The sequence below is a fragment of the Pradoshia sp. TA40_28 genome, assembly GCF_059694525.1.
Map to the genome: position 1 here is coordinate 314,790 of NZ_JCATZO010000003.1, position 16,489 is coordinate 331,278.

At 38.0% G+C, this 16,489-nt stretch carries 16 protein-coding genes; 2 read left to right on the forward strand and 14 right to left on the reverse strand.

The window, feature by feature from the left end:
- Positions 1-164: 164 nt before the first annotated feature.
- A complete protein-coding gene (gene argH / locus AC58NB_RS05615) occupies positions 165-1,538 on the reverse strand; it encodes an argininosuccinate lyase (protein ID WP_497425914.1) in 1,374 nt (457 codons plus the stop codon).
- Positions 1,535-2,743, reverse strand: coding sequence for an argininosuccinate synthase (locus AC58NB_RS05620; RefSeq protein ID WP_497425838.1), 1,209 nt, complete (start codon positions 2,741-2,743; stop codon positions 1,535-1,537). The genes argH and AC58NB_RS05620 overlap by 4 nt, the downstream gene beginning before the upstream one ends.
- A 228-nt stretch (positions 2,744-2,971) precedes the next feature.
- Here AC58NB_RS05620 and AC58NB_RS05625 point away from each other — a divergent pair, with 228 nt between their 5' ends.
- Positions 2,972-3,286: a hypothetical protein gene (locus AC58NB_RS05625; RefSeq protein WP_497425839.1), complete on the forward strand. Its 315-nt coding sequence runs from the start codon at positions 2,972-2,974 to the stop codon at positions 3,284-3,286.
- Between the two features lie 122 nt (positions 3,287-3,408).
- On the opposite strand, the gene AC58NB_RS05630 is transcribed toward AC58NB_RS05625, so the two are convergent.
- From AC58NB_RS05630 to sppA, 8 genes are all read right to left on the reverse strand, one after another.
- On the reverse strand, positions 3,409-4,245 hold the full coding sequence (locus AC58NB_RS05630; protein WP_497425840.1) for an EcsC family protein: 837 nt from the start codon (positions 4,243-4,245) through the stop codon (positions 3,409-3,411).
- Between the two features lie 457 nt (positions 4,246-4,702).
- Entirely contained in the window at positions 4,703-5,890 is a 1,188-nt protein-coding gene (locus AC58NB_RS05635) for an acetate kinase (RefSeq protein ID WP_497425841.1), read from the reverse strand.
- Between the two features lie 204 nt (positions 5,891-6,094).
- Positions 6,095-7,081: a class I SAM-dependent methyltransferase gene (locus tag AC58NB_RS05640; protein WP_497425842.1), complete on the reverse strand. Its 987-nt coding sequence runs from the start codon at positions 7,079-7,081 to the stop codon at positions 6,095-6,097.
- Positions 7,082-7,258: 177 nt separating this feature from the next.
- Positions 7,259-7,759, reverse strand: coding sequence for a thiol peroxidase (gene tpx, locus AC58NB_RS05645; RefSeq protein ID WP_497425843.1), 501 nt, complete (start codon positions 7,757-7,759; stop codon positions 7,259-7,261).
- A gap of 128 nt (positions 7,760-7,887) precedes the next feature.
- Positions 7,888-8,358, reverse strand: a complete 471-nt coding sequence (gene ytfJ, locus AC58NB_RS05650) for a GerW family sporulation protein (protein WP_497425844.1) — start codon at positions 8,356-8,358, stop codon at positions 7,888-7,890.
- A 35-nt stretch (positions 8,359-8,393) separates the two neighbouring features.
- Entirely contained in the window at positions 8,394-9,020 is a 627-nt protein-coding gene (locus AC58NB_RS05655; protein WP_497425845.1) for a DUF2953 domain-containing protein, read from the reverse strand.
- A gap of 512 nt (positions 9,021-9,532) precedes the next feature.
- On the reverse strand, positions 9,533-10,018 hold the full coding sequence (locus AC58NB_RS05660; protein ID WP_497425846.1) for an RDD family protein: 486 nt from the start codon (positions 10,016-10,018) through the stop codon (positions 9,533-9,535).
- Positions 10,019-10,030: 12 nt separating this feature from the next.
- Entirely contained in the window at positions 10,031-11,032 is a 1,002-nt protein-coding gene (gene sppA, locus AC58NB_RS05665; protein WP_497425847.1) for a signal peptide peptidase SppA, read from the reverse strand.
- 125 nt (positions 11,033-11,157) lie between these two features.
- Between sppA and AC58NB_RS05670 the strand changes: the two genes are divergently transcribed.
- Entirely contained in the window at positions 11,158-11,958 is an 801-nt protein-coding gene (locus AC58NB_RS05670) for an NAD kinase (RefSeq protein WP_497425848.1), read from the forward strand.
- A gap of 45 nt (positions 11,959-12,003) precedes the next feature.
- On the opposite strand, the gene mbcS is transcribed toward AC58NB_RS05670, so the two are convergent.
- From mbcS to AC58NB_RS05690, 4 genes are all read right to left on the reverse strand, one after another.
- Complete coding sequence (gene mbcS / locus AC58NB_RS05675; protein ID WP_497425849.1) at positions 12,004-13,590, reverse strand: acyl-CoA synthetase MbcS; 1,587 nt, start codon at positions 13,588-13,590, stop codon at positions 12,004-12,006.
- A gap of 193 nt (positions 13,591-13,783) precedes the next feature.
- Complete coding sequence (locus tag AC58NB_RS05680) at positions 13,784-13,984, reverse strand: alpha/beta-type small acid-soluble spore protein (protein ID WP_066109002.1); 201 nt, start codon at positions 13,982-13,984, stop codon at positions 13,784-13,786.
- Between the two features lie 87 nt (positions 13,985-14,071).
- Entirely contained in the window at positions 14,072-15,274 is a 1,203-nt protein-coding gene (gene thiI, locus AC58NB_RS05685; protein WP_497425915.1) for a tRNA uracil 4-sulfurtransferase ThiI, read from the reverse strand.
- The gene (locus AC58NB_RS05690) at positions 15,274-16,419 is read right to left on the reverse strand and encodes a cysteine desulfurase family protein (protein ID WP_497425850.1); all 1,146 of its coding nucleotides are present in this window, start codon (positions 16,417-16,419) and stop codon (positions 15,274-15,276) included. The genes thiI and AC58NB_RS05690 overlap by 1 nt, the downstream gene beginning before the upstream one ends.
- Between the last annotated feature and the right edge of the window lie 70 nt (positions 16,420-16,489).

Below are 16,489 nucleotides of genomic sequence, written 5' to 3' on the forward strand. Positions count from 1 at the left end.
ATCATTTTGCTTCCTATTTTCCGAAAAAAAGAGCGGATAGCCCGCTCCTCATTTCCTATTTTACATGTCCCTGCAGAAGAAATCCTAAATAGCTCCCTTACCTTTGTGAGTCCTACTCCCAAAAGTATGTTTAATAGCTTTTCGGCCTCCTGCCGGATTAACTATTAATCAAATATACTCTTAGCTTGATCAATAGCCATTCTCACCTGGTTAAAACCTGTTCCACCTGCGCTGTTTCTTCTTCTCACAGCCTCTTCCGGTTTCAATGCTTCATATACATCTTCTTCGATAAGATCAGATGCTTCTTTAAGAGTTTCGAGTGGAATATCGAGCAGGTAATATCCTTTTTGTATACAAAAAAGGACTAATTTACCGACGATTTCATGAGCCTCACGAAAGGGGATTCCCTTTGTAGCTAAATAATCAGCCAGTTCGGTCGCATTTGAAAAATCATTGTAAACCGCTTCCTTCATCACATCGGTATGAACCTTCATGGTCTCGATCATTCCATTAAAAATCTTCAAAGATCCTTTTACCGTTATGACAGTATCGAACATCCCTTCCTTATCCTCTTGCATATCCTTGTTGTAAGCAAGCGGCAAGCCTTTTAAGAGTGTTAATAAGCCAAACGTATTTCCATATACACGGCCTGTTTTCCCCCGAATCAGCTCAGCCATATCTGGATTTTTCTTTTGAGGCATAATGCTCGAGCCTGTTGAAAAAGTATCATCTAACTCGATAAAATGAAACTCCTGACTGGACCATAATATAATTTCCTCGCTGAATCTGGACAGATGCATCATGATTAAGGAGGCATTATTCAGAAATTCTGCGATAAAGTCACGATCACTTACCGCATCCAAACTATTTTTATATATTCCGTCAAACCCCATTAACTCAGCAGTCAGTTCACGATCAATCGGAAATGTGGTACCTGCCAGAGCACCTGCACCAAGTGGAGAGAGATTAATTCTCTTTAAGCTGTCCTGCAAACGATCCTTATCACGCTGAAGCATCCAAAAATACGCCATAAAATGATGACCTAATGAAATTGGCTGAGCTCTTTGCAAATGAGTATATCCCGGAACAAGTGTCTCAATATGTTTCTCAGCTACCTGAACCAGCGTTTTTTGGAATTCCGTAATTTCATCAATGATTTCTGAGACCTGGGCTCGTAAATATAAATGCATATCAGTTGCTACCTGATCATTACGGCTTCTGGCCGTATGCAATTTTCCTCCAACCGGTCCAATTTCATCTATAAGTAATTTCTCTAAATTTAAGTGGATATCTTCATATTCTACCGAAAAAGATAGCTCTCCTTTTTCCGCCTTTGCTTTTAAAGAGTTCAGCCCATTCTTAATTAACTGAACCTCTTCTTCTACTAGAATTCCACAGGCACCAAGCATCGTCACATGGGCGAGGCTTCCTTCAAGGTCTTCCATCACTAATTCCTGGTCAAAAGAGATGGAGGCGCCAAAGGTATCAATCCATTCTTCGGCCGTTTTCGTAAATCTGCCTCCCCAGAGTTTTTTCACACGGACACCTTCTTTTGCATATGAACCTGGCTGTTCACTTTTGTAGGTAATCCCCATAAATTGATAAAGCCAACCGCACTTCCGTGGTCAAATTCATCCGCTGAGGTATAGGTTGCCAGATTTTCATTATAAAGAGAGTAATCAGATTTCCGACCCTCTACAATGGCATGCCCTTTAAATAATTTAACGCGAACGACACCCGTTACAAAGCTTTGAGATTGTTTCAAAAAGGCAATCAGAGAATCTTTCAGCGGCGAGAACCATAGCCCTTCATAAATAAGCTCTGTTAATTTCTTTTCAATGACCGGCTTAAAGTGTGCCAGTTCTTTTACCATTGTTAAATCTTCAAGTTCCTTATGCGCTTTAATTAATGTCAGGGCACCTGGACATTCATATATTTCTCTTGATTTAATTCCAACCAGCCGATTTTCCACATGATCAATTCTGCCAACGCCATGTTTACCGGCTAGATGATTAAGATTTAGAATCAGTGTGGATAATGGATATTCTATGCCATTTAAGGCAATAGGTACTCCTTCTTTAAATGTGATCTCTACCATATCAGGAGTATCAGGTGTATGTTCAAGAGCTTCAGTTAAATCATATGCGCCTTCCGGAGGAGCTGCCCAAGGATCTTCAAGAACACCGCATTCATTACTGCGTCCCCATAAATTTTGATCAATTGAATAGGGACTATCCAAATTAATCGGAATTGGTATATTGTTTTGTTTAGCATATTCAATTTCCTCTTCACGAGACCAGCCCCATTCCCTGACAGGAGCAAATACTTTTAAATTTGGATTTAAAGCTTGAATAGACACTTCGAAACGTACCTGGTCATTCCCTTTACCAGTACAGCCATGTGCAACAGCGACGGCATTCTCCTTTTCCGCTACTTCTACCAGCTTTTTAGCGATTAACGGTCTTGATAAAGCTGATATTAAAGGATATTTGCCTTCATACATCGCATGAGCCTGAAGAGCGATCAAGGCAAAATCATTCGCGAATTCTTCCTTTGCATCTATAACATAAGAAGTACAAGCACCAACCTTAATTGCTTTCTCTTTTATAAAATCTAAATCTTTACCTTCTCCTACGTCCAGGCAGCATGCCACAACGTCATATCCCTTTTGTTTTAACCAGGAAATAGCAACCGATGTATCTAATCCCCCTGAATAGGCAAGAACTACTTTATCTTTATTCATGAACGTTCCCCTCCGATGTATATTTATTCAATAAATAATATTTTTATGCATTAGAATATGTTATTCACTTTACCAACAATATGTTACTTTTTCAAGTGTTAACTGAAAATTTATTTTTACCTGAATTGTTTATCGGCAATTTTAATCTTTATAAAAAAGAAATTAGTATATAACTGCCCAATTGTGTAAACTATTTTTATGAACTAAATGTTGAGGGGGAGAGTTACGATGGACGATTTTTTTATTTACAATGAACGTCTCGGAATACCGATTCCTAGCTTAAAACAAGACTTTTCTGTTTACTCATTAGGGGTGCAAGATGCTATTTTTATTCATTGGGAACAGATTAGAGGAACAATTCCGGAACGTATAGCAGAATTGGAAAGAATGATTAATCATAAATTAAATCTCTTAAATGATGAGGACGATTTTGAAGCAGCGTGTACCCTTAATTATGAAATTGCTGAACATGCTTCAATCATTAATGATTTATGGATTTGGTACCGAACCAATCAAAATATAACAGGTAAGACGCATTTATAATGAAACTATTCACTCAAAAAAACCGCCCTTAATTTAGGACGGCTTCTACTTATTTTATTCATATATTATGCAATTCTATCTTTGCTAGAAGAGTTTCACACTTTGTTGATATGTAACTCTAATCAAGAAAGGCTCTCTTTCTCACTTAAATATCGGTATTTATAAAATTTATCAGCGAAATCTGTCACTCTTTTAGTTAAACGGTAATTTGCACCCGATCCAATTGCCGCACTGATAACCGGGAATCCCTTGAAGACTTTTTTCCTGAAGAAATATATAGCCATAACCTTCATCATTTGTTTAATAGGCTGGTCAAACCAAAATACATTACTCATCTCTTCCTCCCCTTCATAAAAATAAGATGGAGGGTGTTTCAAATCTTCCATTAAGTTTTCCCAAAAGTACTTTTGCATCCGATCAGGCATTGTACCTGCATGGAATACCTTTAATGAAAGCATAATTTCATAAGGTGTATTCATTTCAAAACCATATGAAATACCAACCAGCTGAATGCTTCTTAAGTTGATCACCATTTGAGCTGGCAAATCTGCTGCCAGAACCAGGCCGCCATTAATAGCCGAAAAGCCCCCCTGAATAAAAGAATATAGCCGATGTTTGGCCACTTGCTGTTCAGCAATATAGGAGAGCTGATCAATGGAAAGATCCTTTAAGTCACTCAATGTAGATATGTTTTCATTAAAAATACGTGCATTTGTGACGATTCGATTTCGTGCATCCGTCTGAAATTGAGACTCATGAATCATGGCATGAAGATGAAATAGCCAATTATCCATTTTAGAGAAAAGTTCCTGTTGTGTACTTTCCGGCAACAGCCTGAACATATTCTCAATCCAACGATCATAATAGGTTTCAAAATCAGTTGGTTCACTCGCTTTCATCTCTGCTTCCCATTCTTTTAAATCCATCCAAATTTCCTGATCTCGTTTAGTAAACGCCAAATGATCACCTCTTTAAATGGTCTATTATAAAAAGTATATCACAAATCGTCCCTTTTCCTTCATTGCCTAAATGCTTGCAGTAGTGATGCTGTTTTAGAATGATCATAAAGTCCCAATTTAAGACTGTAGTTCAGTGTTTGATTATTTAAAATCTTATCTGCAGTTTCTTTGTTTGCGCTTCCCTCTTCTATTCAGTCAAGTGTCACCAATTTGACTGAATAGAAGAGGGAAAGCCAAAGATGATATGGAAGAGTATATTCAAAAGCTTATAAGAAGAAAGACGAAATGAAGAACCCAGATGAATGAAGATATTCCTAATTTTACTGTATATAAATTTGAAAATTCCTTAAAATAAATAAGGAATTCAGACTATGGCCTAAAAAGACCATTTCTGAATTCCTTTTCCATTAGCTTCAAAGGAGAATCACTATTCGTAATTTCCCTTTTCAGCCAGTTATTAATGTGTTAAACGTACTACATCACGGGCAATCATTACTTCTTCATCTGTTGGGATGATGATAACTTTAACCGGTGAATATGGATGATTCACAAATTGCTCTTTTCCACGTACATTGTTTAAAGCTGGATCCCAATATACGCCCATGAATTCCAAGCCTTTTAATACACGTGCACGGATTTCAGAACTATTTTCTCCGATACCTGCAGTGAAAATGATTGCGTCTACACCATTCATTTTTGCTGCATAGGAACCGATATATTTGTGAATACCGTCGGCAAATTTAGATATAGCCAATTCAGCACGCTCGTTACCTTCTTCAGCAGCTTGTTCAATATCACGTAAATCGCTGGAGAAACCGGACACACCAAGCATACCGGATTTTTTATTAAGAATATTGATTACATCATCAGCTGTTTTTCCTGTTTTAGCCATTAAGAATGGAATTAAGGCAGGATCTAAGCTTCCGGATCTTGTTCCCATTGTTAAACCTTCTAATGGAGTGAATCCCATTGTTGTATCGATTGATTTTCCGCCTTCAATTGCTGTAATACTTGCTCCATTTCCTAAGTGGCAAGAGATTAAGCGCAATTGCTCAAGAGGACGTTTTAATAACTCTGCTGCACGCTCAGATACATATTTATGAGAAGTTCCGTGGAAACCATATTTACGGATTCCGTAATCTTTATAATAGTCATATGGTAAGCTGTATAGATAAGAGCTTTCAGGCATTGTTTGGTGGAATGCTGTATCGAAAACAGCAACTGCTGGTACGTTTGGTAATACTTCACGGAAAGCTCTGATACCAGTTGCGTTCGCACGATTGTGAAGTGGCGCTAATTCAGCCAAGTCTTCAATTTGCTCTAAAACTTCGTCCGTAATAACGGCAGAATCCTTAAAGATTTCTCCACCATGTACGATTCTGTGTCCAATTCCTTCAATCTCTTCAAGAGAATTGATGATTTTATATTCAGTAAGCTTTTCAAGCAAAAGCTTTACGGCAACAGAATGGTCAGGTATTTCTGTAACCATCGTTTTCTTTTCTCCATTTACCGTAATTGTAAAAATGGAGTCTTGAAGTCCGATTCTTTCTACAATCCCTTTTGTGATTACAGTTTCCTCAGGCATCTCAAATAATTGAAATTTTAAAGAGGAACTTCCTGCATTAATCGCGATTATTTTTGACATATATTCTCTGCTCCTTACATTTGTGAATAGACATAGATGTTACACGGTAACTGATTATTTATAGGTTCTCGATTCCAATTAAAACATTGAAACAGCGTTCTCGCAAGCCGAAATTCATTTGTTACCGTTTTCACAATAATATTATTTTATTTCAACTATTCTAACTTGTCAAAAAAATTAATGATGGTAAATGGTTGACTTTATTTACTTTTCTTCTTCTATCCATGCATCAATTTTCTTTAACATGGAAGCTGTCGCTTCTCGATCAGATAGTTTTGGCATATTGACGAGCAATACCTGTTTTGGTGCTTTTATATCATTCCCTTTTTTCTGCAGGATAAGAATACTTTTCGACGATTGCTTCGATTGGAATAAACTTTCAGGCAACTGGATCATTCCCTGAATAAATCCCTCTTCGCTAATAAATTGATGGAGCGCTTTAGCCTCTGACGTGTTGAAAAGATCGTTAGGAACTAAAAAGAATAAATAGGCCCCATCTTTGGAGTACATAAAGCTTTGTTCAATTAATAAATGATGAGCATAGGACATTCCATTTTCTGATTTCAATTTAAAATCAGCTGCTCGTTGATCGTTTGGATAATAACCGATAGGCAAATCACAAACAATTGCATCAGCAGGATTAATAAATAATGGTTGTAAGCTATCCTGATGCAAAAATTGGATAGGGTGCCCAATTAGATTAGCTCCGCAGTAGGCCAACCTTATTAACGTATCATCTACTTCAACACCTGTAGCATCTACTTCTTTTTTATCTAGTGTATTTAAAACAGAGAACAGAAGGTTGCCTGTTCCAACTGCCAAATCTGTTATGGATAATGATGCTTGTTTTTTTGTGAACTTTTCAAGCAGGTAAGCAAACAAGAATCCCAATGCATCTGGAGTCATTTGATGATTGGCCTGAACATTCGTTCTCATGGATTTCAACACGGCCAATTGCCAGCCTTTCCGGATATCCTCTTTACTAAATTGTTCTAAAGGCTTATCCTGATAGCTATTCTTCAATCGTTTGACTGCCAGTTCACTTAATTCCTCCTGAAGTACAGCATTATGGAACCAATTTTCACCTGTTTCCGCGATTGCTTCCATTTCAGTAATCCCAAGTTCGTCTTGTATTATCTTTGCAGTTGATGTTATTAATTCGTATATAGTTTCAACATTTGTTGTGATCATTATCATTTCCTCCAGCTTTTGCACATTTACTTTCCCCATTGTAGTATTACGTTTCCTAAAGAACAAGTCTAATCATTCATTAAACAAAGAAGACTGATCAATCGGCAAAAAAACGCCCCTTAATGTTAGAATATCTGTCTAACTTCAAGGGGCAGTTCATTGCTTCTATTTTAAAATTTATTTTGCTGTTTTTGCCGCTTCCAATGCCGCTTCATATTGCGGATGAGTAGTGCCTTCCGGAACATACTCCGCATAAGTTATTTTATTAGCGCTGTCGATAACGAAGACAGAACGTGCTAACAAACGTAATTCTTTCATCAATACTCCATATGCTTCTCCAAAAGAAGCATCACGGTGATCAGAAACAGTCATTACATTTTCCAAACCTGCTGCTGCACACCAGCGTTTTTGAGCAAAAGGAAGATCCATACTTACTGTCAATACTACAACATCTTCTAATTTTGCTGCCTCTTCATTGAATTTTCTAGTTTGCGCGTCACAAACGCCTGTATCCAAAGATGGTACGACACTAATAATTCTAATTTTCCCGTCTGTATCCTTTAAGGTTACCGGGGATAAGTCATTTGCCAACACTGTAAAATCTGGTGCAGAATCACCTACTTTTATTTCTTTACCCACTAAAGTAACCGGATTCCCTTTAAATGTTACTGTTGCCATACTAATTCCTCCTTAAATCCCGATATTTTCTCTTCCTTCTTAAGTATAGAGATATTCAGACTTTTTGTAAAAAAATAACCACATTCTATTAAGAAATGTGGTTACATTAAATTAATTCTGATGAATAATCACATGAAACTGTTCCCAGCATCATCGGAAGAAGGATTCGATGAAGACTGATTGGAGTCATTTTTTTTATTGTTATCCCCCATCTTCGAAATCATCGATCCCACTTTGTCCATCGCAACCGGAGCAGACTCCAGTATTTTCTCGATTAGATGAGTGCTTTCATTTAGATGAAGCATTTTTACCCCTTGTGCATTAACAATCAGAAAAGCAATCGGTGTAATGGAAACCCCGCCTGCGCTTCCCCCGCCAAATGGATGACGATGCCCTTCGCCTCCAGCTCCCTGGCTGCCCCCACTGATATGATAGTCGCTGCCTCCGGCTGCATAGCCAAACCCAACCTTCGACACTGTCATAATCACACTGCCATCAGGAGTTTCTACGGGATCACCGATAATCGTATTAACATCAATCATACTTTTTAAATTTTCCATTGCTGAATTCATTAGGCCTTCAATTGGATGATTGGACATTTTAAAACCTCCTGCATTTTTTGCATTAGTATTTTTCATTTTCTTAGCAATAAACGTGCCAGCTTCCAACCTGCATGTATAGTTTTCGCCATTCGCAGCTGAGCTATGCATTCTATTTTAGTTTCAAATGGTTTCTTGACCGAAAAATGCGGAATAATATCAATTTTAGGATGTACCATTAATAAAAAATATTCGCTGATGATGGCGATCATCCCACCAGATAGGCTCCATAATGCACCGGTTGCCAGTGCTGTAGTGGATGCCTCTCCAGTACCGTAATGAATGTCCATTTGTAAATCTGTTATTTGTATTTTTGAAGTGATTCTTTTTGTAGCTAGTTGATAGCCTTTCAATTGTGAGAGCATATCCTTTAAATGTTGAAATGCAGCTTGAACATCCTCCATAGATAAGGATTCATTAGTAAAGGATGTTTGCTTATGTTGGCGATAGGTACTTTCTTGGTAAGAGGAAGGTTCGTATTTTTCATCAGGCAGCTGTATCTCTTTAGAATAACTAATTAGCCCTTTCCATAATCGAATTTTAATAATAGCCCTGTCTTTTTCCTGATTGTGATAATAGTTAATATGTATCGTTACTTTCGATAATAAAAAGATGGATATAAGGATTAGCACAACCAAACCAATCAGTAATAAAAGCTTCATCGTTTATATCCCTCCCAATACGTTATCAAACATGCAGTATGGTCAAGAATGACAGCTTTTAAACGTCCCTCCCTCTATTTTTTCACTCAGGCAGCAAAAAAGACCCCCTTTATAAAAAAAGGAGTCTCAGATTGTAGACATAAGGAATTCAATTCATTTGCGTATGTTTAGGCTACATTCTAAGTCATCACTTTGGTAAATAATAGCTATCTAATATTATAGAAAACAGAAGATTTCCGTCTTATACCTTGGGAACTCCTTATAACGCAGTGACCTATTTTCTGCAGAATGGGCGAGACTCCTGCGGGAAAAACAAGCGTATCAAGACCCCAGCGCAGAGCGCGAGGAGGCTTGATGCTTGCCCGCGGAAAGCGAACCCATTCTGTAGAAAATAGCGTTAACCGATGAGAACTCTGAAAACAAAAGACTGCAGACAAGGTCCTCTAAGATCTGGACTTTGTCTACAGTCTGAGACCCTTTCTTAAAAGTGAGGAGTCTTTTAAATCTTACTGTTATTTATTACGCGCTTCTAACACAACCACCGTATCACTGAACATATCATGAAAGCCCTGCTTTTTAGGATTGAAGGCAATAACGATATAACCAAGCATAAGCACTGCGGAGATATATCGGCCAATCCATTCTCTAAAGATTATCGTTTTCCAATCTAAAGGCGTTCCAACCAGCGACACCACCTTTAAACCCATAACCATTTTCCCAAGAGTTTGGGCTAAAAATTTAGAAGTTAGAATAAAATAACCAAAAAATACAATAGAATCAACAATGGTATAGGCTGAGAAGATACCCGTATCATCCATAGAAATATCAAGCAACCTGAAAATCGGATTAATAAATAGTCGACTTATACTGCCTATTACAATAAGATCGATGAGATAGGCCCAAAATCTCATCCAAAAACCCGCACGTTGATGATTTAGAACAGAGTCAGGAGGCTGTATCTGTTCGTCTAAAGTCAGTTCTTCTTGATAATCTTCCATTTTCCACCCTCCTTAATTCGCAGAATATAAATACATCATCCGTGGCGATTGATTTTCAGTCATTAACCCTTTAATCGTGCTTACCTCATCATTAGTGCCTACCCATTGTTGCATTTTCATCGAAAATAATGAGCCCAAGCTCTCTGATCCGACTAAACGAACCACTTGGGCCCCTTTTAAATTCTCATTCTTTTTCATATCGGAAATAGCATCTTCCAAATACCCAAGCTCATCAACTAAATTAATCTCCATCGCTTGACGGCCATCATATATACGTCCGTCAGCAATTTTTCTTACTTCATCCTCAGGCATGCTTCGACCATCCGCAATGACCTTCACAAATTGATCATAGGAGCTGGTTACCATCGACTGGAGAATTTCCTTCTCATCCTCCGTCACTTCTCTGAACGGATTCATTAAATCCTTAAACTTCCCGCTTTTAATAGTGACCATGTCAATTCCATACTTTTCAGCTAATCCCTCGAAGTTATAGCTTTGCATGATGACTCCAAGTGAACCTGTCATTGTTTCAGGACTCGCAAATATCTTATCGGCTGGTGTTGAAATATAATACCCGCCAGATGCAGCCTGCGCACCCATTGATACATAAATCGGTTTCTTTGTTTCCTTTTTAATTTGCCTTAATTTATTATGTATTTCTGCACTTTCCACAACACCGCCACCCGGGCTGTTCACTCGTAAAATAATACCTTTCACCTGATCATTGTCCTTAATGGCATTCAATCGTTCCATAAAGGATCGGTGATTATAGGCTGCAGTTGCAAAATAACCTTCTTCTTCACCCGTATCCTGAATGACTCCTTCTACATCCATAACAACGATTTGACTGTTGACATCCCCTTCTTCAATGATATCCTCCTCAAATAAAGTATCCTCAAATAGGCCTGTCATAGCAGACTCTTCACTAGAAAGTGATGAGATCGTATTCATAAGAACCGATACAAAAAATATCACTGCGGCTATTCCTAATGCCAACCATCTTTTTTTACTCATACTTTTTGTCCCCCAATCTTACATAAGTAGTTTAAATGTTCATATTATTCATGATAAAATTATTATATCACCAAATTGGGTAAAATTAGTATTTGAAATACCCAAACCTACAAGGAGGGAACAAGATGGGCGAGCGCAGAAATATTTTCTTTTATTACAAAGAGGGGCAAGAAATGTTAGAAAGAATCAACACGTTAAAAGAAAACATAGTTAACTATGGGTTTACGACCGTTGATGAACATAAAGATGCCAATATCATTGTCAGTATTGGAGACGATGGTACGTTTCTTCAGGCAGTACGAAAAACAGGTTTTAGAGAGGACTGCTTGTATGCAGGCATTTCACTGAATAAACAATTAAATATGTATTGTGATTTTTATATTAATGATACTGAAAGTATGGTAGAAGCAGTCACCAAGCCCATCATTGAGGTGAGAAAATATCCTACAATTGAAGTAGCCATCGATAATGAAATTAGTTTTGAATGCTTAAATGAATGTACCTTCCGTTCGGCATTAATCAAAACACTTGCTATAGATGTCAAAATTGATGATATCTTCTTCGAGACATTCCGTGGTGATGGAATGATTATTTCTACACCTACAGGAAGTACAGCCTACAACAAGTCAGTTAATGGCGCAGTTGTCGACCCATTGCTTGACTGTATGCAGGTGAGTGAAATTGCATCAATGAATAATAATCATTATCGTACTCTTGGTTCTTCTTTTATTTTGGGGCCGCATCGTACTCTCTCCCTTCAAGTAAAAGATATTGAAAACGATTACCCGATTATTGGGATGGATAATGAAGCCATGAGTATCCAGGCGATCGATCGATTAGATTTTAAATTAAGTGGAAAATATATTAAAACCGTTAAGTTAAGGCATAATTCTTTTTGGGAAAAAGTACAAAGAACATTTCTATAAAGCAAAAAAGGATGATTCTTTTACGGATCATCCTTTTTAATAAAATTATTGCAGTTTAGATAGCTCGGTTTCCATGTTTCTTAACTGGATGCGCATGATTTTACCGCTGATTGTTTTGGGTAATTCCTCAACAAAGGCAATCTTCCTTGGATATTTATAAGGAGCAGTCAGTTGTTTCACATGGTCTTGGAGGTCCTTAATTAATTGAGGACGATCGGGATCCACCCCTTTCTGCAAAACAATGAACGCTTTTACCACTTGTCCTCTTACATCATCCGGGCTGCCTATAACAGCACATTCTTTCACATCAGGATGCTTAACCAATGCATCCTCTACCTCAAATGGTCCGATTGTATAGCCCGAACTGATGATAATATCATCACGTCGCCCTTCAAACCAAAAATACCCATCTTCATCTTTTTTTGCCTTGTCTCCAGTAATATAAAAATCCCCTCTAAACTGCATGGCTGTACGTTCAGGATCCTTATAGTACTGTTTGAATAATGCTGGGGTTTTAATATGGACCGCTATATCACCAACTTCTCCAGTTTGACAAATTCGTCCCTCATCATCAATGATTTCAACTATATTTCCCGGAGTGGGTTTTCCCATGGATCCCGGCTTTATATCCATCCCCTTCATGACACCAACAAGAAGCGTATTCTCTGTTTGTCCATATCCATCACGAACCGTAACTCCAAAATATTTTTGAAATGTATCTATTACCTCTCTATTTAGCGGTTCTCCTGCAGAGACAGCGCTGTGTAAGCTACTTAAACTATATCGGTCGAGGCTGTCTACCTTTGCCATTAATCGATATTCCGTAGGCGTACAGCACAAAACCGTTATTCTATGCTGATCAATTAATTGTAAATATGTTTCTGCTTCAAATTTACCATGATAAATAAAGCCTGTAGCTCCCGAACCAAGGACTGATAAGAATGGACTCCAAATCCACTTTTGCCAACCAGGCCCTGCTGTAGCCCATACAACATCCTCTTCTCCGATTGACAGCCAATTTGATGCCGCGGTCCTAAGATGTGCATATGCCCAGCCATGAGTATGTATGACTCCTTTGGGGTGCCCCGTGGTACCAGATGTATAGGATAAAAAAGCAATCTGATCTCTGCTTGTTTTTACTAGTTCTAACTCCTCAGAAGCATGTCCCATTCGTTCATCCAACTGAATCCAGCCTTCTTCATCACCATTAATGACAAATGACTTAAGAGATTCCTTCGCTAGTATATCTGTGAATAAAGAGGTATAGGGGCTATGAACAATGACTGCCTTGGCTTCCGAATGGGTCCTTCGATAAACAAGATCCTGTTTTCGAAGCATTTCTGAACATGGTATGACCACTGCCCCAATTTTCAGTACCGCCAAATAAGTTACATAGGCTTCAATTAAGCGAGGGATCATAACCAACACTTTATCTCCCTCCCTTATCCCTTCCTCCATCAAAATGTGACCAACTTTATTTACTTTTTTAATTAATTCCCCATACGTAATTTGTTGCTTTTTCCCAGACTCATCCTCCCAAATTAAAGCTGTTCTGGAGCCATCCTTTTTATATTTCTCCACTTCACTGACTAAATTATATTGTTCCGGTGCGATCAGGCTGTGATTTTCCATCTCCCTTTCCTCCTCTAAACAAATAATGGTAATCATTTTCCATTATACATCCATTTACAATAAATGAGTCAGAAAATTCAAAATGATGTCCCGCTCGGAAGAATTTATCATCCCAAGTTTAAAGAGTGGGCAAGAATGGCCACAAAAAAAGAAAGCGGATTTAAAATCCGCTTTCTGTAGCCATATTATTTAATTATCTGGAGAATCCTCCACCCAATTGTTGCTCAGCCATTTGAACAAGACGTTTAGTGATCTCTCCACCAACAGAACCGTTAGCACGAGATGTTGTTTCTGCTCCAAGTTGTACTCCAAACTCAGAAGCGATTTCGTATTTCATTTGATCAAGAGCTTGTTCAACTCCTGGTACCAAAAGATTGTTTGAGTTGTTAGACATGTGTTTTTCACCTCCTTGTGATAATAGAGTGTGTAAAAACACATATCTTCATTCCAGATTTAGAATGGTAATTGTTCACAAATAATTCTAGAATAAATCCTCTGTTTCTGACTTCTCCTTTTGACCTGTGAATATCAACATTTCCGTATTCTCAAGCGCCTCACTAATCAGTGGATCAAAGTCGACAAAGCTTTCGTAATGACCGACTTTTTCTCTTTTTGGCTTTGTTTTTGGGTTAGAAGGTGTAAATACTGTACAGCAATCCTCATAAGGACGTATCGAAATATCATGAGTTTCAATTTTTTCTGCAATCTCAATAATATCCGTTTTATCCATTGCAATAAGCGGTCTAAGAATCGGGGTATTTGTCACCTCGTTTATAGTATACATACTTTCCATCGTTTGGCTGGCAACCTGCCCCAGACTTTCACCCGTTACAATCGCAAGCCCATTTTGTTTCTCCCTGATAGCATCTGTGATTTTTAACATCAATCTGCGTGTTGTTGTCATTGTATAGTTATCGGGTATTTGTTTTTGAATCAACTTTTGAATTTCAGTAAATGGGACAACATGTAAGACCATTCGACCATTTACTTCTGCCAGCTTATTAGCCAGATCAATTACCTTTTGCTTTGAGCGCTCGCTTGTGAAAGGAGGACTGTAAAAGTGCACACATTCAATCTCCACTCCCCTCTTCATGGTCAAATAACCAGCGACAGGGCTATCAATTCCTCCAGAAAGCATAAGCATAGCTGAACCGCTGCTTCCAACTGGCAAACCACCAGCACCAATGATTTTTTCACCAGTGATATAAGCGGCATCTTTTCTGACTTCCACTCTCAATTTCAAATCAGGATTGTGGACATCAACCTTTAGTCCGTCTACATGCTGTAAACAATAGCCCCCCACTAATCCATTTAAATCATATGTTGAATATGGAAATGTTTTATCAGCACGTTTAGCATCAATTTTAAATGTACGGATTTCCCTGGTTAAATGATTGATATAAAATAAGGCAGATTCCTGAATTGCAGAAATTTCTTTTTCTACTTTCAGTGCCGGACTTACGGAGGAAATTCCATATATTTTTTTAACAATATCCAAAATCGGCAGGTAATCTGCACCTTGTAAGTGAATATACATTCTCTCATGCTGTGCCTCAATACGAACTTCGGGATAATCTACCAATGCATTTTTTATATTTTTACGTAACTTAGCAATAAAGCCTTTACGGTTTCTTTTCTTTAATGTAATCTCACCGTAGCGGATTACGATATGATCAAATTTTATCATTTCTTTCTTACCTCACTTAACATTTGGATGGCTCTTTCAATTTCTTTAAGCGCTTTGTCTATTTCTTCGAGCGAATGATCATAGTCCAAACTGATTCTTATAGAACTACTGGCTATTTGCTCATTTTTTCCCATAGCAAGAAGTGTTTGGCTAACCGTTTTTTTCTTCGATGAACACGCACTATTTGTGGATACATAGATCCCAAACTCCTCCAAAGTATGAACGAAGGTTTCTGATTTAAGTCCAGGAATGGAAAAATTAATAATATGCGGAGCTGCATGTTCTATAGGTGAATTAATAACAACATTCTCCATACAGGATAGACCCTGCAGGATCCGGGAACGCCATTCGTTCATTCTAACAATGCCTTCCTTGCTCTTTTCTTTTACCATTCTCATGGCTTTAGCTAACGATACAGCACCAGCCAAGCTTTCCGTGCCACTGCGCAGCCCTCTTTCCTGGTTGCCCCCTGACATTAAGGGTGAAAGTGTAACTCCTTCTCTTGCATAAAGAATTCCTGTTCCTTTCAGTCCATGGAATTTATGTCCTGATAAAGAAAATAAATCAATATAAGCATCACGTAATGATAGTTCAACCTTGCCAAATCCCTGAACTCCATCTACATGATAATGTATTTTAGGATAATTCTTTAGGAGATCCCCAATTTCATAAATAGGTTGTATAGTGCCTACTTCATTATTAACATGCATAACCGACACCAAAATGGTATCTTCACGTATGGCTTCCTTTACTTGTTCCAATTCCACTCTGCCATCTTGATTGACAGGCAGATAGGTTACCTCATATCCGATTTTCTTTAACTGTTCGAACGGGTTTTTTACGGAAGGATGTTCAACGGAGGAAGTAATAATATGCTTCCCTCTATTTTGATAATTTTCAGCTATCCCTTTAATAGCTAAATTATTGCTTTCAGTCCCTCCTGAAGTAAAGATAATTTCAGTACCCTTAACTCCCAGAAGACTCGCAACCTGCTCTCTTGCCTGTGTCAGCAGCTTTTCAGACTTACTTCCGAAACCATGCAAAGAGGAAGGATTACCCCAATAGTCTTCTGAAACTTTTTTAAAGGAATCAATAACTTCCTTATAGGGTTTTGTTGTTGCGCTATTATCTAAATAAATCATGCTTTTTCCCCTTCCTATCAATAAGAAAATGTAGCATATCCCGTCCTGTTTATAAAGTAATTTTCTCTAT

What these genes read in the sequence shown, in the direction of transcription:
- AC58NB_RS05620 (WP_497425838.1), bottom strand. Translation starts at nt 2,743, where the DNA reads ATGAATAAAGATAAAGTAGTTCTTGCCTATTCAGGGGGATTAGATACA.
- AC58NB_RS05625 (WP_497425839.1), top strand. Translation starts at nt 2,972, where the DNA reads ATGGACGATTTTTTTATTTACAATGAACGTCTCGGAATACCGATTCCT.
- AC58NB_RS05635 (WP_497425841.1), bottom strand. Translation starts at nt 5,890, where the DNA reads ATGTCAAAAATAATCGCGATTAATGCAGGAAGTTCCTCTTTAAAATTT.
- AC58NB_RS05640 (WP_497425842.1), bottom strand. Translation starts at nt 7,081, where the DNA reads ATGATCACAACAAATGTTGAAACTATATACGAATTAATAACATCAACT.
- tpx (WP_497425843.1), bottom strand. Translation starts at nt 7,759, where the DNA reads ATGGCAACAGTAACATTTAAAGGGAATCCGGTTACTTTAGTGGGTAAA.
- ytfJ (WP_497425844.1), bottom strand. Translation starts at nt 8,358, where the DNA reads ATGTCCAATCATCCAATTGAAGGCCTAATGAATTCAGCAATGGAAAAT.
- AC58NB_RS05655 (WP_497425845.1), bottom strand. Translation starts at nt 9,020, where the DNA reads ATGAAGCTTTTATTACTGATTGGTTTGGTTGTGCTAATCCTTATATCC.
- AC58NB_RS05660 (WP_497425846.1), bottom strand. Translation starts at nt 10,018, where the DNA reads ATGGAAGATTATCAAGAAGAACTGACTTTAGACGAACAGATACAGCCT.
- sppA (WP_497425847.1), bottom strand. Translation starts at nt 11,032, where the DNA reads ATGAGTAAAAAAAGATGGTTGGCATTAGGAATAGCCGCAGTGATATTT.
- AC58NB_RS05670 (WP_497425848.1), top strand. Translation starts at nt 11,158, where the DNA reads ATGGGCGAGCGCAGAAATATTTTCTTTTATTACAAAGAGGGGCAAGAA.
- mbcS (WP_497425849.1), bottom strand. Translation starts at nt 13,590, where the DNA reads ATGGAAAATCACAGCCTGATCGCACCGGAACAATATAATTTAGTCAGT.
- AC58NB_RS05680 (WP_066109002.1), bottom strand. Translation starts at nt 13,984, where the DNA reads ATGTCTAACAACTCAAACAATCTTTTGGTACCAGGAGTTGAACAAGCT.
- AC58NB_RS05690 (WP_497425850.1), bottom strand. Translation starts at nt 16,419, where the DNA reads ATGATTTATTTAGATAATAGCGCAACAACAAAACCCTATAAGGAAGTT.